Origin of the sequence: Sinorhizobium chiapasense, assembly GCF_045277575.1 — a bacterium.
Lineage (GTDB): Bacteria > Pseudomonadota > Alphaproteobacteria > Rhizobiales > Rhizobiaceae > Ensifer > Ensifer chiapasense_A.
Genome location: NZ_CP144207.1, coordinates 266,890 through 287,609, shown reverse-complemented (window position 1 = coordinate 287,609; position 20,720 = coordinate 266,890). Strand labels below are relative to the sequence as shown.

Annotated in this window: 19 protein-coding genes; all 19 read right to left on the bottom strand. The window is 60.5% G+C overall.

Translation table 11 applies throughout. The features are described from left to right. Positions 1 to 29: 29 nt before the first annotated feature. The 19 genes from QM996_RS32520 to QM996_RS32430 all read right to left on the bottom strand — a co-directional run bounded on the left by QM996_RS32520 (position 30) and on the right by QM996_RS32430 (position 20,324). Positions 30 to 749: a GntR family transcriptional regulator gene (locus tag QM996_RS32520; RefSeq protein ID WP_334141622.1), complete on the bottom strand. Its 720-nt coding sequence runs from the start codon at positions 747 to 749 to the stop codon at positions 30 to 32. Between the two features lie 115 nt (positions 750 to 864). After that, positions 865 to 2,574 (bottom strand): acetyl/propionyl/methylcrotonyl-CoA carboxylase subunit alpha, encoded by a 1,710-nt coding sequence (locus QM996_RS32515; RefSeq protein WP_334141620.1) that lies wholly within the window; start codon positions 2,572 to 2,574, stop codon positions 865 to 867. After that, on the bottom strand, positions 2,571 to 4,166 hold the full coding sequence (locus QM996_RS32510; RefSeq protein ID WP_334141618.1) for a 5-oxoprolinase subunit B/C family protein: 1,596 nt from the start codon (positions 4,164 to 4,166) through the stop codon (positions 2,571 to 2,573). The genes QM996_RS32515 and QM996_RS32510 overlap by 4 nt, the downstream gene beginning before the upstream one ends. After that, positions 4,159 to 4,944 carry a LamB/YcsF family protein gene (locus QM996_RS32505; RefSeq protein WP_334141616.1) on the bottom strand — a complete coding sequence of 262 codons (786 nt, stop codon included), beginning with the start codon at positions 4,942 to 4,944 and terminating at the stop codon, positions 4,159 to 4,161. The genes QM996_RS32510 and QM996_RS32505 overlap by 8 nt, the downstream gene beginning before the upstream one ends. Before the next feature lie 119 nt (positions 4,945 to 5,063). Continuing rightward, positions 5,064 to 6,602 carry a sugar ABC transporter ATP-binding protein gene (locus tag QM996_RS32500; protein WP_334141614.1) on the bottom strand — a complete coding sequence of 513 codons (1,539 nt, stop codon included), beginning with the start codon at positions 6,600 to 6,602 and terminating at the stop codon, positions 5,064 to 5,066. Between the two features lie 146 nt (positions 6,603 to 6,748). Continuing rightward, positions 6,749 to 7,735 carry a LacI family DNA-binding transcriptional regulator gene (locus QM996_RS32495; protein WP_334141612.1) on the bottom strand — a complete coding sequence of 329 codons (987 nt, stop codon included), beginning with the start codon at positions 7,733 to 7,735 and terminating at the stop codon, positions 6,749 to 6,751. Between the two features lie 359 nt (positions 7,736 to 8,094). Continuing rightward, on the bottom strand, positions 8,095 to 9,081 hold the full coding sequence (locus QM996_RS32490; protein ID WP_334141610.1) for a LacI family DNA-binding transcriptional regulator: 987 nt from the start codon (positions 9,079 to 9,081) through the stop codon (positions 8,095 to 8,097). A 768-nt stretch (positions 9,082 to 9,849) separates the two neighbouring features. Further along, the gene (locus tag QM996_RS32485) at positions 9,850 to 10,143 is read right to left on the bottom strand and encodes a putative quinol monooxygenase (protein ID WP_334141609.1); all 294 of its coding nucleotides are present in this window, start codon (positions 10,141 to 10,143) and stop codon (positions 9,850 to 9,852) included. A gap of 64 nt (positions 10,144 to 10,207) precedes the next feature. After that, a complete protein-coding gene (locus tag QM996_RS32480) occupies positions 10,208 to 10,657 on the bottom strand; it encodes an OsmC family protein (RefSeq protein ID WP_334141608.1) in 450 nt (149 codons plus the stop codon). A 64-nt stretch (positions 10,658 to 10,721) separates the two neighbouring features. Further along, entirely contained in the window at positions 10,722 to 11,537 is an 816-nt protein-coding gene (locus QM996_RS32475) for a putative hydro-lyase (protein ID WP_334141605.1), read from the bottom strand. A gap of 40 nt (positions 11,538 to 11,577) precedes the next feature. Beyond that, positions 11,578 to 11,988, bottom strand: a complete 411-nt coding sequence (locus QM996_RS32470; protein ID WP_334141603.1) for a GlcG/HbpS family heme-binding protein — start codon at positions 11,986 to 11,988, stop codon at positions 11,578 to 11,580. A 23-nt stretch (positions 11,989 to 12,011) separates the two neighbouring features. Further along, entirely contained in the window at positions 12,012 to 12,767 is a 756-nt protein-coding gene (locus tag QM996_RS32465; RefSeq protein ID WP_334141600.1) for an SDR family NAD(P)-dependent oxidoreductase, read from the bottom strand. 65 nt (positions 12,768 to 12,832) lie between these two features. After that, positions 12,833 to 13,951, bottom strand: coding sequence for an acetoin dehydrogenase dihydrolipoyllysine-residue acetyltransferase subunit (locus QM996_RS32460; protein WP_334141597.1), 1,119 nt, complete (start codon positions 13,949 to 13,951; stop codon positions 12,833 to 12,835). A 5-nt stretch (positions 13,952 to 13,956) separates the two neighbouring features. Further along, entirely contained in the window at positions 13,957 to 14,964 is a 1,008-nt protein-coding gene (locus tag QM996_RS32455) for an alpha-ketoacid dehydrogenase subunit beta (RefSeq protein ID WP_334141594.1), read from the bottom strand. A 12-nt stretch (positions 14,965 to 14,976) separates the two neighbouring features. Beyond that, positions 14,977 to 15,954, bottom strand: a complete 978-nt coding sequence (locus tag QM996_RS32450) for a thiamine pyrophosphate-dependent dehydrogenase E1 component subunit alpha (RefSeq protein WP_334141591.1) — start codon at positions 15,952 to 15,954, stop codon at positions 14,977 to 14,979. A gap of 93 nt (positions 15,955 to 16,047) precedes the next feature. After that, positions 16,048 to 17,094 (bottom strand): ABC transporter permease, encoded by a 1,047-nt coding sequence (locus QM996_RS32445; RefSeq protein ID WP_334141588.1) that lies wholly within the window; start codon positions 17,092 to 17,094, stop codon positions 16,048 to 16,050. A gap of 132 nt (positions 17,095 to 17,226) precedes the next feature. Continuing rightward, on the bottom strand, positions 17,227 to 18,165 hold the full coding sequence (locus QM996_RS32440; RefSeq protein WP_334141586.1) for a substrate-binding domain-containing protein: 939 nt from the start codon (positions 18,163 to 18,165) through the stop codon (positions 17,227 to 17,229). A 126-nt stretch (positions 18,166 to 18,291) separates the two neighbouring features. Further along, complete coding sequence (locus QM996_RS32435; RefSeq protein WP_334141583.1) at positions 18,292 to 19,149, bottom strand: sugar phosphate isomerase/epimerase family protein; 858 nt, start codon at positions 19,147 to 19,149, stop codon at positions 18,292 to 18,294. 11 nt (positions 19,150 to 19,160) lie between these two features. Continuing rightward, positions 19,161 to 20,324, bottom strand: coding sequence for a Gfo/Idh/MocA family protein (locus QM996_RS32430; RefSeq protein WP_334141582.1), 1,164 nt, complete (start codon positions 20,322 to 20,324; stop codon positions 19,161 to 19,163). Positions 20,325 to 20,720 lie beyond the last annotated feature (396 nt).

Genomic DNA, 20,720 nt, shown 5'->3' with positions numbered 1-20,720 from the left:
ACGAGTTTTATGGTGCCGAGCAGTCATAATTACGCCTTCCGCGTGGAAGAACGACCGATGGAGTCAAGGCAAGCTCTCTCACTCTTGTTGCCGTTCTTCCTGCGCTGCAAACCCGCGAGAACTGCTCTCTCCGATTTGAGAAGATCCGCCTCCAGTTGATGCGTTGCTTCACCTATGTTTTCCACTTGGAGCAACGTAACGAGGGATGTGTTCCTCTCGATAGAGAGTTGATGCAGATAGGCCGTGTCTTCCAATTGGTGAAATACCAGCCGGAGTTCAGCCAGGACCTGATCGAAACACTCGCTCAGTTTTGGGCTGTCGCATAGCTCCACCATCGCACGATGGAATTCCAAATTGATCGCTCCCACCCGTTTCCAGTCGCCGGCCTTCGTGGCGGCGTCGGCCTCATCCGCGAGCGCCCCCATGCGCGCCAGCGCTGGATGGCCTGGACTTGCAGCCTGGACTGCGGCCTTCTGTATAACGCGGCGCACGCGATAGATGTCCATAACCATAGCTTCGTCCGGAGCGACGACAAAAACGCCGCGATTGGGAATATGCGTGAGCAGGCCCTGGCTGGCGAGCAGCCGGAAAACCTCTCGAAGCGTATTGCGCGAAATCTCAAGGTCGGCGGCTATTTGCTGCTCAGAAAGCTTTTCACCCGGAGCAAGCCTGCCCTCAATCAGCATTGTCCTGATCCGTGCTGCCATTTTTGCAGTAAGCGGCTCAGCGTCTGCTTCCACTGCTGTCATAGGCTTCATCACACGAGTTCACCATTCCGTCGCTATGGGCATTTCTCGATCAAACCAGCACTGTTGAAGCAATGTCGCCATCCGACGTCTGCGGCTTTGCTCCTCCACCGGATTATCAGACAATCGTAGCCAGTTCCGCTGCGAGGCTGACGACCGCGCCCGCTTCGGCCTTGATGCGGATACGGCCCGCCTTCGGCGCGAGGATACGGGTCTCCATCTTCATCGCTTCAATAACGGCAACAGCATCGCCTTCCGCGACTTCCGCTCCGTCATTGACCAACCATTGCTGTAACGTGCCAGGGATCGGCGCGGTGACGCTGCCGTCGCCTCTAGACGGTGTCGGCTGTTGCACGAGCTGCGGGGCGCCCAGACCGGAGAAAAGGGCGGCTGGCAGGCCGATCGCGTGGCGCTTTCCATCGATCTCGATGAAGCTGCGTATCAACCCACTTTCCGCTGGATCAACGCGGGGAGAAGGCTCCAAACCGCGGAACTCCGTTTCGATCCAGTTGGTGAAGACACGGAAGCCATCCTCGCCGGTGAAACCGCGCTCATTGAGCACGGCCCGGTGGAAAGGCAGCACGGAGGCGACCCCCTCAATGCGGAACTCGGCCAGCGCCCTTCGAGCCCGGACAAGCGCTTCCTCGCGCGTGGCGCCGGTGACGATCAGCTTTGCCATCATGGAATCGTAGAAGCCGGGGATCTCTGAGCCGGTCTCGACGCCGGCATCAATGCGCACGCCAGGCCCCGCGGGGGCGCGGAAGCGCGTGATGAGGCCCGGAGTGGGTAGGAAGCCCCGCCCGGGGTCCTCAGCATTGATGCGGAACTCGAAGGCATGGCAGCGCGGCTCGGGTGTGTCCGTGACCGAAAGCGGCAGGCCGTCAGCGATACGCAACTGCTCAATCACAATGTCGACACCGGTCGTCTCTTCGGTCACCGGATGCTCGACCTGGAGACGGGTGTTCACTTCGAGGAAAGAGATCACACCGTCCTGGGACAGCAGGAACTCCACCGTCCCTGCTCCGGTATAGCCGGCCTCGGTGCAGATGGCGCGAGCGGCGTCATGGATCCGCGCCCGCTGTTCGGCGGTGATGAATGGGGCTGGAGCTTCTTCCACGAGCTTCTGGTTACGCCGCTGAAGCGAGCAGTCGCGCGTCCCGAGGACAATGGTGTTGCCGTGGCTGTCGGCGATGACCTGCGCCTCGATGTGACGGGGCCGGTCGAGGAACTGCTCCGCATAGCATTCACCGCGGCCAAAGGCTTCCTTCGCCTCGCGCACAGCTGAATCGAACAGTTCACCGACCTCTTCCAGGCGCCGCGCGACCTTCATGCCGCGGCCCCCGCCGCCAAAAGCCGCCTTGATCGCGAGCGGCAGTCCGGCTTGCCTGGCAAAGTCGACCGCCGCGGCGGCCGAAGCCAGCGGGCCGTCCGAGCCTTTGACGAGCGGCGCGCCGACCTTGGCCGCGATGCGCCGAGCCTCAACCTTGTCTCCGAGCGCTGTTATGACCTGGGGTGCGGGGCCGACCCAAATGAGGCCTGCATCGATCACGGCTTGCGCGAATTCCGCGCGTTCCGACAGGAAGCCGTAACCGGGATGGACCGCGTCGGCCCCGGTGCGGCGGGCAATCTTGAGTATCTTTTTGATGTTGAGATAGGTCTCCGCAGGGCGCCCGGGACCGAGACCGTAGGCCTCATCGGCAAGCTCGGCATGGAGCGAACTCGCATCGGCATCTGAATAGATGGCAACCGAGGCGACGCCGTAATCGCGCGCGGCCCTGGCGATACGGATGGCGATTTCACCGCGATTGGCGATGAGCAGCTTTTTCATCGGTCGGTATCCTTCACATGCGGGTCGAAAGCGACGATCGGGTTGAAACGGATGCGCGCGCCGATTGGGATCTGACCGGCGAGGTCAAGGTGATGGGCCGCCACCACGCCGATCACCGGATAACCGCCGGTCAGGGGATGGTCGGCGAGGAAGAGCACCGGCTGGCCGCTGTGTGGCACCTGTATCGACCCGAGCGCCGTGCCTTCGGAGGGAAGCTCCGCCGCGTCGCGCCGTTCGAGTGGCGCGGACCCGGATAGGCGCACGCCGACGCGGCTCGATTCAGCGGTGACTTCCCACTCCTGCGAGAGAAACGTTTGCACGCCTTTCTCCGTAAACCAGTCGGTGCGCGGGCCGAGCACCACGTCGAGGGTCACCGTCTCCCCCGTTTGTGGCAGTTGCTTGGGCTCGGGGCCATCTGGGTCGACGGCGGCGGCCGGACGGTTTGCCGGTGCGAGCACATGGCCTGCAGCAATCGGCGGTGGCCCGACTTTCGCCAGCGTGTCGGTCGAGGCCGAGCCGAGCACGGGCTCGACAACGAAACCACTGCGCAGCGCCAGATAGCTGCGCATCCCTTCGCTCGGCACGCCGAGCGTCAGCGCGTCACCGGCGTCGAGTGCAAACGGCCGGGCGAAAGGGGCGGAGACTGTGCGGCCATCCGCGGTGCGAATCTCGAGCGGGCACGGCGCACCGGTCAGCGCCAGCGTGACGGGTCGGTCGGCGCTGAGTGCAAAGCCTCCGAAAGTGATCTCGATCGCAGCAGCATCCCCCGGATTGCCGACGCAGAGATTGGCCGCGCGCAATGCGGCGCGATCGAGTGCTCCGGATTCCGAAACGCCCTGATCCGCCTGACCCGGACGGCCGAGGTCCTGATAGAGCGCCGGCCGGTCGGTTCGGATGACGCGCAGGCCCTCTGCCGGCGGCGCGGTATCCGCCTGCCGTTCGGTCACGAAGGTCGGTACGATGGCGCCCTTGGCCATATCGCGAAAGCGCACGCGATCGCCGGGGGCAAGCAGCGCCGCCCGGGCACGGGCCGTATCCCACATACGAAGCGGCGTTGTGCCGAGGAGCTGCCAGCCGCCCGGACTGTCGGTAGGATAGATGCCTCCGAACTTGCCGGCGATCGCCACGGAACCGGCCGGGATGCGCACGCGCGGCGTCTTGCGGCGCGGCACGTCGAACGCGGCATCGTCGCAGGTCATGTAAGCGAAACCCGGCGCGAAACCGGTGAAGGCCACGGTATAGGTCGCCTCCGTGTGGCGGCGGATGAGTTCCTCGACCGACCAACCGAGAAATTCGGCAACCTCGCCGAGGTCCTCGCCGTCATAGGTCAAGGGGATGTCGAACGTCTCGCCCTGGCGCGCGCTCCGCAGCGAAAGATCGATCCGCGCAACGAATGCTGCGATCGTGGGGCGGTTGGTGACGAGCGGGTCGAAGCGGATCATCACGGTGCGAGCGGCGGGAACGAGCTCTTTCACCCCCTCCGGCGGGGCGGCCCGCAAACGGTCGAAGAACGTCAGCGTCGTTTCCAGATCGTCCAGTTCGACCAGGAGAGCATCACTACCGGCGGGCAGAAAACGTTGGCGCTCAGACATCAGCCTCGTCCCGGTCCGCTCCAGCGAAGGGCTTCAGTTCGACCCCATTGGCGATGAGCCTGTCACGCACCGTACGGGCGAGTGCCACCGCAGAGGGTGTGTCGCCGTGGATGCAGATGGATTGAGCTTCGAGGGCGATCTCGGTGCCGTCGATCGCGGTGATCCGATGCTCGCTGACCAGGCGCAGCATTCGATTCGCGACAACCTCCGGGTCGTGGATGACCGCGCCGGGCAGCCGACGGCTGACGAGGCTGCCGTCAGGATTGTAGGCGCGGTCGGCGAAGGCCTCGCACACGACCGTCAACCCGGCCGCGCGGGCCTGCTCGACAATCGGGGCGCCGGCGAGCGCCATCAGAACCAGCGTCGGGTCGACCGCCTTGATCCCGGTGATCACGTCGTCCGCCTGGCGGGCGTCGCTGGCGATCGTGTTGTAGAGCGCTCCGTGCGGCTTGACGTAGCGGACCGCGGTGCCGGCGGCCCTCGCCAGTCCCTGCAGCGCGCCGATCTGGTAGATCGTGTCGCCCACCAGCTCGGCGCTCGAGGGATCCATGTTGCGCCGGCCGAATCCGACCAGGTCCCGGTAGCCGATGTGGGCGCCAGCCGAGACACCACGTCGGGCGGCTTCGCGTAGAACGGCAAGGATGCCCGCCGGATCGCCGGCATGAAAGCCGCAGGCGATATTGGCGCTGGTGACGATGCCGAGCATCGAGGCATCGTCACCCATCGGCCAGGGGCCGAAGCTTTCACCGAGGTCGCTATTCAGGTCGACGCATGCCATGTCATTGCCTGTTCGAATGGTTGCTTGATGCGGTTGATTGATCACAGCTTGCGGCGTAGTTCACGAGCTGATGCTTTGGCGCGGCTTCTCTGCCGCTGCCGCACCTGCCTGGGTGGTCATCATTGTGCTGCGAGCTCCATGATTTTGACCTGGTCGGCATCGGCGCGATCCAGGATGCCGGACAAACGACCCTGCCGTATCGTCATGACCCGGTCGCTCATCCCGAGGATCTCGGGCATCTCGGAAGAAATCATGATCACCGCTAGACCTTCGCCGGCGAGATTTGAGATCATGCGATGGATTTCCGCCTTAGCGCCCACATCGATACCCCGGGTAGGTTCGTCGAGAATGAGGATGCGCGGTTTCGTCAACAGCCAGCGGGCGATCAGTACTTTCTGCTGGTTGCCTCCGGAAAGGTTCAGGATCAACTCTTCCATGCCCGGGGTCTTGACGCGAAGCGCGCTTGTCATGGCGTCACAGTCGCGGGACAGCCGTTTTTGATCGACGAAGCCGCGCCGGACGTAGCCGCTGCGTAGCGCCGCCATTTGCATGTTCTCCTGGATGTTCAAAAGCAGAAAACAGCCGGACTCCTTGCGCTCCTCGGTGAGGAATGCCATGCCGTGTTCCATGGCGACAGCCGGCGAGTCCACAACCACCTTCTTGCCGCCGATCTCAATGGTGCCCGAGGTCGCCGGCGTGACGCCAAAGATCGTCTCGGCAATATTGGACCGACCCGAACCAACGAGGCCCGCGATACCCAGGATCTCACCGGCCCGCAGATCGAACGAGATCCCGTCGAACACTCCGGCGAGCCCGAGATTGCGGACTTTCAGCACGACGTCGCCGATCGGGGCGGGTGTCTTCGGGAACATCTGCGAGAGCTCGCGGCCAACCATCATTCGAATGACGTCATCGCGGGTGACCTCGTTGGCGGCCTTCGTCGCGATGTGCCTGCCGTCACGAAAGATCGAGACCTCATCGGCGATCTCGAAAAGCTCGTTCATCTTGTGCGTTATGTAGATGATCCCCTTTCCAGCCTCCCTGAGTGTTCGGATGATCCGGAAAAGGTGCTCCACCTCGCGCTCGGTCAGAGTCGAGGTTGGCTCGTCCATGATCAGGACGTCTGATTCATAGGAAACCGCTTTTGCGATCTCGACCATTTGTCGGCTGGCGACGGAGAGCTTACCGACTTGCTCGTCCGGGTCTATATCGATCCCGAGTCGGTCGAAGAGCTCCAGCGTGCGGCTACGCAACTCGTCGTGGTCGATAAAGCCGAACCGGTTCTTCGGCTCGCGGCGAATCCATACATTCTCCGAGACCGTCATCGGCGCCATGAGGTTGAGCTCTTGGTGGATCATCGCGATGCCGTTGTCGAGCGCATCAAGCGGGCTGTTCAGCCGGATCGACTGGCCGCGCCATTTAAATTCCCCGGCATCTGGCGTGTAGATTCCGGCAATGATCTTCATCAATGTCGACTTGCCGGCGCCGTTCTCGCCCATGAGCGCATGCACGCTGCCGCGGCGGACCCGGAAAGACACATTGTCGAGCGCAACGACCCCCGCAAATTCCTTGCGGACGTTTTCGACCTCCAAGAGATACTCGGAGTTTGGCAGCGCACCGGTTTCGCGAACGACCTTGATGGTAGATGGTGACAGCATGCTGTTAGCCTTTCACGCTCCGCCCTTCGGCATTGGACTTGATGGAAATGATGCGCCGCAACGCGGGTACCCGCTGAATACCAATCGGCAGGTTGGTGATGTACTCACTGGCATTCATTTTATGCTCCCCCCTCCTTGCTGTTCCTCTAAGCAGACTGCCGGATCGTCAGTGAAAACGGCAGGATGACGGTCCGGCTGTGCTCGTTCGTGGCGGGCGGCTCGTTGATCAGCTCCGCAATGGCAGGGCCGAAGTCGAATGCCGGAACTTTGACCGTCGTGAGCCAGGGAGCGAGCCACTCGTTCACGCGATTGTCGTCGAATCCAAAGATGCTCAGGTCCTCGGGAATCCGCATGCTCTTCTCCATGGCGGCCCGATAGACGCCGTAGGCGATCATGTCGTTGGCGCAAAAAACTGAGTACCGACGGCTGCGGTCGGCCAGAAGGAGCGAGCCTCGTCGGTAGCCCGCCTCCATCGTGAAAGCGCACTCGAACTGGAGGACCTGGCGCATCTCGCCGACACCGGCGAGAAAGCCCTCAAGGCGTCGACTGCTTCCCGGATAGTGTCGCGGCCCGTGGATTGCGACGCAGTTCTCGTAGCCTTTCTCGATGAAATAGCGTCCTACCGCGAAGCCGGCGGCGAAGTTATCAATCCCGACATAGGGAGCGACAATACCGGGTGCGGGGCGGCGATTCACAAATATCAGGTTGTTTTGCCGCTCGGCCATCTCACGCAGGCGCGGAGTATCCATTGCGCCCTGTAGAACGATTGCTCGCGCCCGCAAGCCCTGCGCATCGGCAAGCAGGCCGTCCTGCTTTTGAGCGTCTTCAGCCGTGTTCGCGAGCACCAATGAAAGACCGATGCCCTTGAGCGCATTTTCGACCGACGCGGCAACATCGGCGGTAAAGAGATTGGTGGCATCAGGCACCAGCATCACCACCACCCGGCTGCTGGCCAAGCGGAGCGAGCGCCCGATCTCCGAAGGAGTGTAACCGAGCTCTTCTGCGGCGCTGCGCACACTCTCGAGCGTCTCAGGAGCAATCGCGCTCGTCTTCCCCGTGAAGAACCGCGAAACCGTGGCGGTCGAGACCCCCGAAAGGCGTGCCACATCACGGATGGTCGGCGGCTTGGCCATTTTCACTTGCCCAGATGTCCAAGGATGCACGAGATCATCCTACCTTGATTGCTAGTGCTAGCGTTTCCATAGGCGAGCACAGGCCTTGCCGATCGGTAAACGTTCACCTTTCAACCTCCCCTGCTATCGGACCACCCAATGTGCCATTGGCGTAAGCTCATGCATGAACATCACTTCGTAATGTAAACGTGTACACCATGCAAAACTGCGATGTCAACGATTACATAGGCGGATAATTCGAGAAAAAAGCGAATAATGAATTTGGCACGCCCAAAGCGCTCCGAGCGTAGCGATCCAACGGAGAGGACTGGTTTGGCCAGCAGAAGCGGCTAGCTGCTTTTGCGAGTCCCTGCTGTCTTTTAAGCAGACTTTCTGATCGTCAGCGAAAACGGAAGAATAACGTTCTTATTTGGATCGTCCGGGGCGATCGGCTCATGAATGAGCTTGGCAATTGCAGGGCCGAAGTCGAATGCCGGAACCCTCACTGTGGAGAGCCAAGGCGCGAGCCACTCGTTCAATCGATTGTCATCGAAGCCGAAGATTACAAGATCGTCGGGCACCCGCATGTTCTTCTCCATTGCGGCTCGATGGACCCCATAGGCAATCATGTCGTTGCCGCAGAAGACCGCGTATCGGCGGCTGTGATCGGCGAGCAGCAACTGACCTTGCCGGTAGCCCGCCTCCATGGTGTACGCGCTCTCAAACTGAAACACCGGGCGGACCTGCCCCAGGCCGGTGAGGAAGCCATCAAGCCGTTCAGTGCTACCTGAGTAATGGCGCGGTCCGTGGATCGCCACACAGTTCTCATAGCCGCACTCGACGAAATATTGCCCGACCGCACGACCCGCAGCGAAATTGTCGATGCCCACGTAAGGAGCGACGATTCCCGGAGCAGGACGACGATTGACGAAAATAAGGTTGTTCTGCCGCGAAGCCATGTCACGTAGTCGCGGCGTATCTATCGCGCCCTGGAGCACGATTGCCCGCGCCCGCAGACCTTGCGCGTCGGAAAGTAGCCGATCCTGCTGTTCCGCGTTTTCGGAGGCGTTTGCCAGCACCATCGAGAGTCCGAACTCTTTCAGCGCCTGTTCGACTGACGCCGCAACGTCCGCCGTAAATGGGTTCGTTGCGTCGGGGACCACCATCACGACCACGCGGCTACGGGCCAGGCGAAGCGAGCGCCCAATCTCTGACGGCGTATATCCAAGAGCCTCGACAGCGCTTCGTACATTCTCGATGGTTTCGGGCGAAATCGCATCCGTTTTCCCGGTAAAATATCGGGACACTGTGGCGGTCGATACGCCCGAGAGGCGTGCCACATCGCGGACAGTAGGCGGCTTGCTCATCTAAACTCGCTCAATCCAAGAGAAAATCCTCGCCGGAGCCACTTTCGGGGCTTATTAAGTGCCCTATACGTAGCATGGCATTTGATCAAGTAGATTGACCAGCGTCAACGCATGCGCAGCGGGTATCGAGCGCTGCGAGCAGGTGAGCTTAAGTTTGACCGATCGGGGTCAGAACGCGAGCAGAACAAGGCGCAACAAGGTCCCTTTCACCAGCAGCGCCATTAGAGCCAGAGAATTTTACCAATTAGTGGAACTCACAGGCAGGCATCACCTCTCTGCAAATGTTAACGTATACAACGCGTGATTTTCTGCAATAAGCTATTGCCGAGATTCGTTAGTGAGCGAAAGCGCTGCCGGAAGGGACCGGATCGCCGCCGCGTCTGGTTGCCGAAAGGTTTCAAACTGCTTGGTCGAAGAATGTGCCACCGGCGCCAGTTCTCGCCTTCGCATCGGGGGAGGTCAAACCGGTTTAGTATTCCTCTTACCGATGGAAATCTGGATGGCGTTGGGCTCCCGTCGCAACGGTGTTGGCTTCGCTTTTGCGGAACCAATGCTGCAAGCGGCAAGAATGGCCTTCAAGGCGATTGGGCGATAGTGCACCGAAAGATCGAGAGCTTCCTGATGGCCTTTATTCCTCTCGAAAGTCATCCGACACCTTTAGCCTGGCACATGCGGTAACGATTGCTGTCGCCCACCGATATCTCCGCCGTCCGGCCGAACAAGACCATATTCGCATTCGCGATCCAAGCCGATGAGGGTATCCCAGGCTTAAGAGATGCGCTTGTACTTATTGAGCGTAGCAGATTGGATCCATTGGCCCGCCTTTGCACCAAATGCTTTCATTGATTCCGTATTGTTGTGCAAATCAAGCAACTGCTCATCTTCCCAGATCTCATAAAAGATGAACTCTCCGGGACGCTCGAGCGACACATGCAGGTCGTACTGAACGAAGCCCGGCTCCGTCTTTGCGATGGAAACCAGCCCCAGCAGCCCCTCTCGAAGCTGATCCTCTTTGCCTGGATGGGCTACGACGGTAGCAATGACGACAAGTTTTTCCTTCATAATTCGCCTGTTTCCTTCACGAGATTTCGCACGGCTAATTGGATGTCAGATGCGGCAGAGCGCGTCAGTCCAGTTCGATCGAGACACTGCTCTTGATGGAGTTCGCGATGAAGCATCCTTTGTGCGCGCGATGATGCAGTCGCTCCAAGGTCTCCCGGTCCGGCTGTTTTTCAGAGCTGAAAGAAACCTTGGGCCGCAGGGTGATCGATGACACCGAGTAGAAACCTTCTGGGCTTTTCGATACCTTGCCGATGCCTTCGTCGGCGTAGCTGCTGACAGCGTAGCCACTACCTTCACAAATGGCGAGGAAGTACAACATGTGGCAACTCGCAAGTGCGGAAACGAGCAATTGTTCCGGATCGGCCAGTTCACTGTTGCCCAGATAATCCGGCGCGGCCGACACAGGAATCGTCACGTGGGGGCTGATGATCGCCTTATGGTCACGACTGTATGTACCAGTTTGCTTGCTATGTTCGGTTGCGGCCCATTCAAGGCGGATGCGGTGATCAGACATTAGGTGCTCTCCGGTTGGTTCCGTAAACGGCGGGCCCGTGTCGCCGCCGGCTCACTTCAGTTTCTCAAGGCTTTTTCACCGGGCATGCCGGAAGATCCCCTGGAAGATCGGTAACGAGCATGAAACCCGGCTCATGGGTAATTGCCAGATCAAGTTTCGCCTGCTGAAGCGCCAGTTGCGGTGTTACCCCACAGGCCCAGAAACCGAGTATGTCACCCGGTTCGATGACCGGGGGATCTCCGTAATCCGGCCTGTTGATGTCTTTGATGCCAATCTCAGCGGGATCGCCTATGTGAACGGGAGCGCCGTGCGCCAGCGGGTAGCGTTCGGACAAGACGATCGCCTGGATGACGTCGGCCGGCCGGAATGCCCGCATCGACACCACCATCGAACCGGCAAACGGCCCTGCGGGGCTGGTCGGCAGGTTCGTTGCGTACATCGGAACGTTGCGATTGGCACTGATGTGCCGGATGTCGATCCCAGCGCGAAGGATCGCGCTCTCGAACGAGAATGAGCAACCAAGCGCAAAGGTGACAAGATCGTCTCGCCAGATGTCAGAGAGGTTCTCTACTGTCTCCGTGTGCGCGCCGGAACGGTAGACGCGATATCGTGCCACATCCGTGCGAATGTCAATCGAGCCTAATTCGGGCAAGCTCGGATCACCCGGCTTGCCGACGCCGAGCAACGGGCAGCTTTTGGGATTGCGATCGCAAAACAAACGGAAGTCGGACGCGTGGCGTTTGGGCAAAATCACAAGATTGGCTTGCATGAAGCCGTCGGCAAAGCCGGTGGTCGGGACGCGAAGGCTCCCTTGGCGGATCAATTGTCGAACTTCGGAAGCCGACATGGATCCTTTTGTTGCAACTGACTCCATTGACATGCGAACCTCGTAGGCAGGAGAGGACAGACTAGGTTTAGTGCTACTGCAGCGCGGACACCATCGCCTCGGCGATCGCTACGTCCGCATCCACCGGCCCCCCCGAGACGCCAACACCCCCGATGACGGTTTTGCCGTCGTGGACCGGCAATCCGCCGCCGAAGACGACAAAAGGCCTGCGTCCGCCGAGCGCATCCAGCCCATAGAGCGCTGCGCCAGGCTGCACGATTTCGAGCCAGTTTCCCGAAGGCGAGCGCAAGGCCAGGGCGGTGTAGGCCTTGCCCTGCGCGATCTCGACCGTGGAAAGCGCTGCGTCGTCGACACGCAAGAACGCGATGAGGTTGCCGCCGGCATCGACAATCGCGAGAGAAGAAGGCTCGCCAATCTCCCGTGCTTTCGCCGCGCCGACCTCAATGGCTTCGAGCGCGGATTCATGTGTGATCATCTTCGCCATTTTTATACCTTCGCCTTTGACCGTTAGTTATAAATGCCGCCATCGACATTGATCGACTGGGCAGTGACGTACGAAGCCTCATCCGAGGCGAGATAGACAAACAACGGCGCGACCTCTTGCGGCGTGGCTTGACGCCCAAGCGGAATGACCGTCGGGACCAGGGCTTCCTGCTTGTCCCTGCCACCGATATAGTCGATAGCTGGCTGGTTGAACGGAGTATCGATCCAACCGGGGCACACAGCGTTTACGCGTATCCCATCGCGGGCCAGCTCAAGGGCAAGCGTTGTCGTCAACCCGATGACGGCGGCTTTTGATGCCGAATAGGCTAGCAAACCCGGAGCGCCGCGTTTGCCAGCCAGCGACGACATCATGACGATTGAGGATTTGCCGGCCTCGCGGAGATGCTTGATAGACTCGCGCGCAAATATGAAATTGGCGCGTACATTGATCGTGAAAACCTTGTCCCAATTGCTGGTACTAAAGTCTTCTACTTTGCCGGAGAGCTGTACGCCCGCATTCAGGCACAGTGTATCCATCCCCTTCATCCAGGTGACCGATTGAGCGATCGCGGATTTGATCTCATCTTCCTGCGAGATATCTGCTTTGACGAAGTGAACCCGGTCGCCAAACCGCTTCTCGACTTCGCTGCCCTTGGCTGCATCGATGTCGACCACAGAAACTATTGCGCCTTCAGCGACGAACGCCTCAAGTATGGCGAGACCAATATTCGCTACGCCTCCCGTCAAGAGAACACGCTTTCCCGACAAACGTTCGGACATGGATTTACTCCCAATTACGTCGTTACCGCTCAACTTACACTTACACACCGCGTCCTCCGCGATGCTCACTCGCCCTGGATTGTCTTCAGAATGGCTTCGTTGACCGTTGACGATGCCTCCATCTGCGGCATGTGCCCGACGCCGGGGATGATGCGCAGCCGAGCGTTGGCGGGCAATTCGGTGGACTGCGGAACTGGGACGATCGCATCCCGCTCGCCCCACAGGATCGTCACCGGGCACGGCAGGTCTTTGAGCTGGCCGCCGATCGACTGCAATTGACCATGGTCGTCGGCAATCGTGTCGGCGATCGCCGACAGTGCCTCCGGCACGCCCTCGAGCCGCTTGAAGCGAAGCGTTCCCTCGACCATGTCGCTGGTGATCTTTGACGGATCGGCGAACAGCCGCTCCAGCACGCCCAGCAGCGGGCGGCGGCGTTCCGCGGCAACGAAATCGACGAGGAATTCCCGGCTCATCTGCCGGCTCAGCCCGATCGGGGCGATCAGCGTCAGCGAACCGACGCGGGAGGGCTCGTGGGCGGCGATCGCCGCGGCGACAGCACCGCCGAAGGAGTGCGCGATGAGGTGAATCCTGCCGGGCGCAACGGCTTTTACCGCCGCTTCGACCGCAGAAACGATCTTCTGGAAGACATCATCGCCCAGGATCGGGGATGATGCACCGTGTCCGGGCAGATCGACCGCGACTGCCCGCATCCTTTCGGCGAGCGCCGTCTGGTTGAACAGCCAGGTCGAAAGATCGCCGCCAAACCCGTGCAGCAGCACCGCCGTCTCGTCGCTCTGCGGTCCCGTCTCGAGAAGGTTGACCACGCCACCATCGACAGCGATCGTCCGCGGCACGGCGGCGCCACCTTCGCCTTCGTCGCCCGCACCAAGCCGGTCCGCATAGCTTTCGATGAAGGCATCGATCTCTTCCGGCGTGGCCGCTTCGTCGGCGATCACCCCGGCCAGGGCACCGACCGGCGCCGTCGTCCCCTCGCCAAGGACGATGCGTCTCAGCGTTCCGCTGGCGGCGGCTTCGACGACATTGGTGACCTTGGTGGTTTCGATCTCCAGGATTTCCTGACCGCGAGCGACATGGGCACCCTCGCCGACGATCCACTGGGTGATCTTGCCCTCGGTCATCGTCATTCCCCATTTGGGAACGGTAACTGCCTCGATTGACGACATATGGTCTATCTCCTGATAATGGAGGTCGCGGCCTTCACCACGGCATCGGCCGAGGGGATATAGGCGTCCTCGAGATTGGGGGCATAGGGAACCGGCGCATGCGGCGCCGTCACCAACTTGATCGGCGCCTTCAGTGCATCGAAGCACTTGTCGGCAAGCAGTGCCGAAATATCGGTGGCGACACTGCAGCGCGGATTGGCTTCGTCGACGATGACGACACGTCCGATCGTCTCGGCGAACTCCAGCAGCGTGTCCTCGTCGAGCGGCGACGTGGTGCGCGGGTCGATGATGCAGGCGGAGATACCCTCCCCCGCCAGCTTGCGGGCGGCCTCTTCGGCGACCTGGACCATGCGGCCGATCGCGACGATCAGCACGTCCTTACCGTCACGCGCCACCCGCGCTTCGCCGAAGGGGATCGTGTAGGCGCCGTCCGGCACCTCCCCCACCGTGTCATAGAGCATCTTGTGCTCGAGGAAGATAACCGGATCGTCGTCGCGGATCGCCTGCAGCAGCAGGCCCTTCGCGTCATAGGGGGTGGAGGGAATGACGACCTTGAGACCGGGAATGTGGGTGAAGATCGGATAGAGCGCTTGGGTGTGCTGAGAGCCGGAGCGGCTGCCGGCGCCATAGGTGGCGCGGATGACGAGCGGAGTCTTGGCGCGACCGCCGAACATGTAGCGGAACTTCGCCGCCTGGTTCATGATCTGATCGAGGCAGACGCCGGCGAAATCAACGAACATGATTTCCGCGATCGGGCGCATACCGGTCAGCGCTGCCCCTGCAGCCGCCCCGATAAAAGCCGCCTCGCTGATCGGCGTGTCGCGAATGCGCTCTGGCCCGAAGGCGTCGAGCAGCCCGCGGGTCACGCCAAACGGACCACCCCAGGCATCCTTCACCCCGTTGGCGCCGGCGCCGCCGGTCAGATCCTCGCCCATCATGATGACGCGCGGATCGCGCCCCATCTCAAAATGAAGGGCTTCGTTCAAGGCCTGCCGAAAAGACTTCTGTGCCATTGTTCCGGCTCCTTACAAATACTTGACGTAAACATCCGTGGTGAGTGCGGCGAGCGGCGGGAACGGCGCTGCCCTGGCCGCACTGACGGCACGGTCGATCTCGGCTTCAACCTCGGCGTCGACGGCATCGAGCTCTGCCATCTCGACCAGCGACACCTCCTTGAGGCGTTTGCGGAAGTGGGTGAGGCAATCGCGCTCGCGACGCATCGCCGCCTTCTCTTCCGGGGTGCGGTAGGTGTCGGGATCGCCGCTGTAGTGGCCGTAATAGCGCGGCACATGGACGTGCAGCATCGTCGGGCCACCGCCCGCCCGGGCGCGCTCCACCGCCTCGCCCGCCGCGGCATAGACGCTGAAGACATCGGTTCCGTCGACCTCGATAGTCGGGATGTCGTAGCCTTCGGCACGGCGGGTGAAGCTGCCGGCCGAGACGTGGGCGTTCGCCGTCGCTTCGCCGAAGCCGTTGTCCTCGATGACGAAGATGATCGGCAGCATCCAGATCTTGGCGAGGTTGAAGCTTTCCGACATCACCCCCTCGTTCATTGCGCCGTCGCCGGCAAAGGCGACAGCCACCTGCTGCGTGCCGAGCAGCTTTGCGCTCAACGCCGCACCGCAGGTGATCGGCGCCCCTGCCGCGACGATGCCGTTCGCGCCCAGCATGCCCTTGCGCAGATCGGCAATGTGTTGTGACCCGCCCTTGCCACCACAGGTGCCGCTGGCGCGGCCGAACAGTTCAGCCATCATGCCATCGATGTCGCAGCCCTTTGCGATTGAATGGCCGTGACCGCGGTGGGTCGAAGAAATGTAATCGTCGTCGCGAAGTTGCAGGCAGACGCCGACGGCGCTCGCCTCCTGGCCGGCATAGAGATGGGTGTTGCCGGGGATGTCGCCGGTACCCATTTCCTGCATCACTCGTTCCTCGAACCGGCGGATCGTCCGCATGGTTCGATAGACGTTGATGAGCTCATCATGTGATAGCTGCAAAGCAGACATTTGTCCCTCACTGACTTTTCCGGTTCGGTGGCCCGCTTTATCAAGCGATTTCCGCGACCGACATGCATGTGGCTGCGGTTGCCTTCATTACCGTCAGACCCTTGTTTTGCGCGAGCGCCTGTACTGATCGATGATGACGGCGGCGACGATGATCATCCCCTTGATGATTTCCTGGTAATAGGAGCCGATCTTGAGGAAGGTGAAGCCTGAAGTGATGACACCGAGAATGATGGTGCCGATCACCGTGCCGGTGATGCGACCGACGCCGCCGGCAAGCGAGGTGCCGCCAATTACCGCGGCTGCGATGGCATCGAGCTCATAGGCAACTCCCATGGTGGGCTGGGCGGAGGCCGCACGTGCCGCGGTCACAACTCCGGCAAGGCCTGAAAGCAGGCCAGCAATGGCGTAGACCTTGATGAGATGGGAGCCAATATCAATGCCCGAAACTCGCGCTGCCTGCGGATTGGCGCCGACCGCATAGGTGAACTTGCCGTAACGCGTATAGCGCAGAGCGATATGCGCGATGGTTGCAACGGCAATGAAAATGATCACCGGCAGCGGCAAGGGAAAGCCCAGGATGAAAAAGCTCTTGCCGAGCCAGGTGAAGTCGGGATTCAACAGCCCGATAGGCTGACCAAGCGTATACCACTTTGCGACGCCGCGGGCGCAAACCATCATTCCCAAGGTGGCAATGAAAGGCGGAATATTAGTCTTGGCGATGATCAAGCCATTGATCAGACCGGCAAGCAAACCAACCAAAAGTCCGGCCAGAATTGGCCAGATCGGAAGCAGATCCGTCAGGCCAGGATAAAGCGCGCGCACATCTGTCGAGCTTTGGGCGAGGGAGGCTGCCACCATAGCAGCAAGCCCGACCACGGAGCCCGACGAAAGATCGATACCACTGGTGATAATCACCTGCGTTACGCCAACGGCGAGAATGCCGATGACGGAGACCTGAAGAATAATGATCGACAGCCGCTGCTGGTTGCCGAGGAATGAACTTCCAACAAAGATCCAGCCTAGCAGCTCGAACATGAGAGCGATTCCGACGAGCACAAGAGCCGTCGACATTTCGTTCCCGAACTTTCTTTTCGCTAACGGTTTTTCTGCCACGACCGTGGCTCCAGAGGGTGTTGTCATTGCGAAGAAACCTCCGCGTTAAGTGTCATTGGAGATAGCTTTTTCATTTTGGTCGGCCGTGCACCTTGCACATGACCAACTCGCCTGCCCGGATGCACCGCTGCTTGCGGCACATCCGTGATCAGCGGGTGATCAGTTCTTGTTGAGGTAGGTGTCGACGTTGGCCGCGTTCACCAGTTCGAACGGAATCCAAACCGGGGATTCGACTTTCTCGCCCTTGGCAAGCTTGATGGCAGCATCGACCGAACCGGCGCCCTGCCCCGTCGCATCCTGGAACACGGTGGCGTCGAGATCGCCGGTCTTCACGTAGTGCATCGCTTCCTTGGTGGCGTCGATGCCGGCGACGATTACATCCTTCATCTCCCAACCGGCAGCCTTGAGCGAATTGACGGCGCCCAACGCCATGTCGTCGTTGTTGGCGACAACCGCTACCGGCTTGTAGCCCGCCGTGATCCAGTTGGTCATCAAGTCCTGTGCCTTCACCGGATCCCAGTTTGCCGTCTGCTCGTCGATGATCTTCATGAAGTTGCATTCCGGCGTCGCAACGACGTCGTGAACCGCGCGGCTACGCTCTTCCGCAGCGTGTTGAGCGAGAATGCCCTGAATGATCAGGATGCCGGCATCCTCAGTCTTGCCCTCTTCCTTCAGCACCCGGCAGACTTCCTTGGCCTGCAGCGTGCCCGCGTCGATCTCCTTCGAACCGATGAAGGCCGCCTTCGGGCCGAGCTTGTCGAGGTCGCTCGGCGTGTTGTTGACATAGACCAGCGGAATGCCGGCGTCGGTCGCCATTTTCGTGATCGTCGGCGTGGCGGTGCTTTCCACGACGTTGACAATGATGGCGTCGACCTTCGCGGCAATGAAATTCTGGATCTGCGACAGCTGTTTGTTGACGTCGGAGTCGGCAAACTCGATCTGTAGAGGCTGGTTGGTCTTGGCGGCCTCGTCCTTCATCGCCTGAACCATCACCGCCAGGAACGTGTCGTTCGATGCAATGGTAACCCCGATATCGCCCGCGTAAGCAGACGACGCCGCGAGAAACACCGCCGTTGTACCAATGATCATTCGCTTCATATCACATTCCCCTTTTCTTAGACGGGTGTCCGGTAGCACCCATTTCCTCCGGACCGCCCTCTTCGGACGGATTCTTCAATGGCAACGTTTACATCACCAATCGCAAGGCGCTGGGTGGCGCCCAGCTCAGCGGTGCACCGCAGCGTTGGCTGCATCGACCAGCGGCTTGAGGTATTCGAGCGAGACGCGTGCCACCCAATCCGGCTCAATGCCTCGCTGGTGAAAGCCGCATTCCATCGACAGATAGCCGTCGAAGCCAGTTTCCTTCAGCGCGTCGATGAGCGCCGGGAAGTCGCCCCTGCCCCTGCCAGGAGGCAGGCGGTTATTGTCCGAAGCGTGGATATGGACCAGGTCCTTCCCCATCGCATAGACATAATCGCTCATCACCTCCTTCTCGGTGATGACATGGTGGCTGTCGAACATCAGCCGCACGTTCGGCTCACCGACGTCCTTCATCATGTCGATGGTATTGTCGCAGGTGTTGACGATGTTGCTGTCTTCGGGCGTAGGCTCAATCACGATCTCGACGCCGAAGTCCTGCGCGAAGCGGGCGATTTCCCTTACAGCTTGCGTCGCCCAGTCCCACGCCTGCCGATACGTGGTGCCGAAGATGTACCAGCCTGGCAGGCAGATCAGCCGCTTACCCCCCCAGTCTGCGGTGAGCTGGACCATGTCCTTGTAATGATCGATAGCCCAACGACGTTCCTCGGGAATCGGCGAGGCGACATTGTTGCCAGGCCCGCCGCCATGCGCCGGCAGCATCGCTGCCAGCTCCAATTCATAATCCTTGAGCATCTTGCCGAGGTCCTTGCGCCTTTGTGCGCTCAGAGTCGGCGGAAAGACATGCGGACTGGCCGCACCGATCTCGATAGCGTCGTAACCGATCTTCTTGATCCGCTTGATCGTCTCTTCAAGCGTATAGGCCGGCAACCACGTCGGGTTGCTCGCATAGGGCCACGTGTGCATTGCAAGCTTGATCGTCATGGGACGGCTCCTTAGGCAGCAGACTGCTCGATGTTTTCCCAGTTGCCGCTTTGGCCCGAGGCGAGAATGGCCTCGGCAATGCGCTCGATCTGCAGCCCATCCGCAAAGTTCGGAGCGGCCGACGTTTTATCGGCGATGGCCTTCAGAAAATTATACCACTCGATCGACTTGATATCGATGTATCCCTGCCCCATGCCCGCGACTGGCCACAGCTTGTCACCGAACGGCTGGTTGGGTCCCGAGTAGATCGTGCGGAAGCCGAAGGCATCTGCTGGATCGTCGGCGAAGGCCACCCGCAACTCGTTCAGGCGCTGGTAATCGAAAGCGATCGAGCCACGCGTTCCATGGATCTCGAAGCCCAGCTGATTGTGATGACCCCAGGCATTGCGGGTCACCTCGATCGTGCCGTAAACGCCGTTCGTGAACTGGATCATCGTCAATGCGGCATCATCGACGTCGACCTTGCCCATTTCCGACGAGGCCGCGCCGCTCGGCCCAAAGAAACGGCCTGCAGGAAGCGGGCGCTCAGGGATGAAGGTCTTTACGATCGCGTTCACCGACGCGAATTCGCCGACGAGCAGACGCGCCGCGTCGATCACGTGCGTGCCGATATCACCCAAGGTCCCCGAACCCGCTTGGGCCTTGTTAAAGCGCCACGAAAGCGGCTTACTTGGATCGGCACCCCAGTCCTGCAGATAGTAACCGCGGAACGTCAGGATATCGCCGATCCGTCCCTCGTCAATCAGGCGCTTGGCCATCTGCAGCGCCGGCGTGTGGCGATAGTTGTAGGACACCATCGTAACCACGCCGGTCTCGTTGGCGGCCGCCAGCATGGATTGGGCGTCAGCCACAGTCATCGCCATCGGCTTTTCGCACATCACATGTTTGCCCGCTTTGGCGGCAGCGATCGCGATCGGCGCGTGGGTATCGTTCGGCGTGCAGATATCGACGATGTCGATGTCCGGACGGGAGATCACCTCCCGCCAGTCGGTAGCGTACTCGGCAAAGCCGTACTGCTTCGCAGCATTACGGGCCAACTCCTCATCGATATCGACGATCACCTTGCGCTCGATCTCAATCGGCGCACCAAACAGGATCGGCACCACCGCAGTGGCGATTGAATGGGCCTTGCCCATGAAGCCTGTACCGATCAACGCAACGTTCAGCTTTTTCAACCTTCGTCTCCCCATTCGAGCCGGCCACTCGCCGGGCTAAAGCAAATTTCGATCGACCGACCGCCGATTTCTTCATGTAAACGTGTACACCACAAAATAATTGGCATGTCAACGATTACATGATAGAAGGTTGATTAAATTATTCGGGCAGGTTTGGCCAACCGGGACTGCCGTCAACAGAGGAGGGAAATAGCTGGATGGTCGCCATCTGCGGTCGTCGTGCGATGACTCCCTCAGGCCGACAAGAAACCTTGAGGGCCACATCCACGACCTTTTGGAATAACGGGAGGATTTAATGCATCAACAACACCGCACACGCCTCGGTAGCCGCATCGTGGTCGCCATTGTGATGTCCCTTTTATTGCTCCTGGGCGGGATGGTAAACTTTCAGCCAAT

What these genes read in the sequence shown, in the direction of transcription:
- QM996_RS32440 (WP_334141586.1), bottom strand. Translation starts at nt 18,165, where the DNA reads ATGAAGCGAATGATCATTGGTACAACGGCGGTGTTTCTCGCGGCGTCG.
- QM996_RS32505 (WP_334141616.1), bottom strand. Translation starts at nt 4,944, where the DNA reads ATGGCATGCGTCGACCTGAATAGCGACCTCGGTGAAAGCTTCGGCCCC.
- QM996_RS32470 (WP_334141603.1), bottom strand. Translation starts at nt 11,988, where the DNA reads ATGGCGAAGATGATCACACATGAATCCGCGCTCGAAGCCATTGAGGTC.
- QM996_RS32520 (WP_334141622.1), bottom strand. Translation starts at nt 749, where the DNA reads ATGACAGCAGTGGAAGCAGACGCTGAGCCGCTTACTGCAAAAATGGCA.
- QM996_RS32485 (WP_334141609.1), bottom strand. Translation starts at nt 10,143, where the DNA reads ATGAAGGAAAAACTTGTCGTCATTGCTACCGTCGTAGCCCATCCAGGC.
- QM996_RS32480 (WP_334141608.1), bottom strand. Translation starts at nt 10,657, where the DNA reads ATGTCTGATCACCGCATCCGCCTTGAATGGGCCGCAACCGAACATAGC.
- QM996_RS32490 (WP_334141610.1), bottom strand. Translation starts at nt 9,081, where the DNA reads ATGAGCAAGCCGCCTACTGTCCGCGATGTGGCACGCCTCTCGGGCGTA.
- QM996_RS32515 (WP_334141620.1), bottom strand. Translation starts at nt 2,574, where the DNA reads ATGAAAAAGCTGCTCATCGCCAATCGCGGTGAAATCGCCATCCGTATC.
- QM996_RS32465 (WP_334141600.1), bottom strand. Translation starts at nt 12,767, where the DNA reads ATGTCCGAACGTTTGTCGGGAAAGCGTGTTCTCTTGACGGGAGGCGTA.
- QM996_RS32450 (WP_334141591.1), bottom strand. Translation starts at nt 15,954, where the DNA reads ATGTCTGCTTTGCAGCTATCACATGATGAGCTCATCAACGTCTATCGA.
- QM996_RS32475 (WP_334141605.1), bottom strand. Translation starts at nt 11,537, where the DNA reads ATGTCAATGGAGTCAGTTGCAACAAAAGGATCCATGTCGGCTTCCGAA.
- QM996_RS32500 (WP_334141614.1), bottom strand. Translation starts at nt 6,602, where the DNA reads ATGCTGTCACCATCTACCATCAAGGTCGTTCGCGAAACCGGTGCGCTG.
- QM996_RS32510 (WP_334141618.1), bottom strand. Translation starts at nt 4,166, where the DNA reads ATGTCTGAGCGCCAACGTTTTCTGCCCGCCGGTAGTGATGCTCTCCTG.
- QM996_RS32435 (WP_334141583.1), bottom strand. Translation starts at nt 19,149, where the DNA reads ATGACGATCAAGCTTGCAATGCACACGTGGCCCTATGCGAGCAACCCG.
- QM996_RS32445 (WP_334141588.1), bottom strand. Translation starts at nt 17,094, where the DNA reads ATGACAACACCCTCTGGAGCCACGGTCGTGGCAGAAAAACCGTTAGCG.
- QM996_RS32455 (WP_334141594.1), bottom strand. Translation starts at nt 14,964, where the DNA reads ATGGCACAGAAGTCTTTTCGGCAGGCCTTGAACGAAGCCCTTCATTTT.
- QM996_RS32460 (WP_334141597.1), bottom strand. Translation starts at nt 13,951, where the DNA reads ATGTCGTCAATCGAGGCAGTTACCGTTCCCAAATGGGGAATGACGATG.
- QM996_RS32495 (WP_334141612.1), bottom strand. Translation starts at nt 7,735, where the DNA reads ATGGCCAAGCCGCCGACCATCCGTGATGTGGCACGCCTTTCGGGGGTC.